The 412-nt window shown below is 53.4% G+C and carries 1 pseudogene; it reads left to right on the top strand.

Features of this window, described 5'->3' with window-relative positions:
- A pseudogene (locus KVH01_RS29520) lies at positions 1-412 on the top strand (toxin C-terminal domain-containing protein); the annotation flags it as partial.

Genomic DNA, 412 nt, shown 5'->3' with positions numbered 1-412 from the left:
AGGAGAAACGCTGAAACAATGGTCTGACGGGTTACTCAATTTCAATAAAGCGGCGCTGGACAACTTCAACAAGGCCGCCGGGGCATTGCATGCAGTAGTCAATCGAGTGGAAGCCATGCAGGGCCGTCCGATGGATGCTCGTGCAGAAGCCATGGCCGGCAAAGACTTGGCCGAAAGTACACTTGAAGCCCTAATTCTCTCTGGCATGAGCCCCAGATCGGCAATGGCAAAAATGGAGGAACCCGAATTTATCGACAGCGTCCTGAGAAGTGTGGCGTCGTTAAACGGGATCGAACCTCAGGTGCTTGCCGACGTGCAGAAGATGGTTGAGTCGAGCACCTATAAACCCGACCCTCAAGCACTGGTACTGGAAACGTCGGAAGTCAATCCGACAGGGATTGACGAGCTTCAG

This window comes from Pseudomonas khavaziana (assembly GCF_019145205.1).
Classification (GTDB): domain Bacteria; phylum Pseudomonadota; class Gammaproteobacteria; order Pseudomonadales; family Pseudomonadaceae; genus Aquipseudomonas; species Aquipseudomonas khavaziana.
Note: the sequence above shows the minus strand (reverse complement) of the source record. Positions and strands in the feature narration are given on the sequence as shown.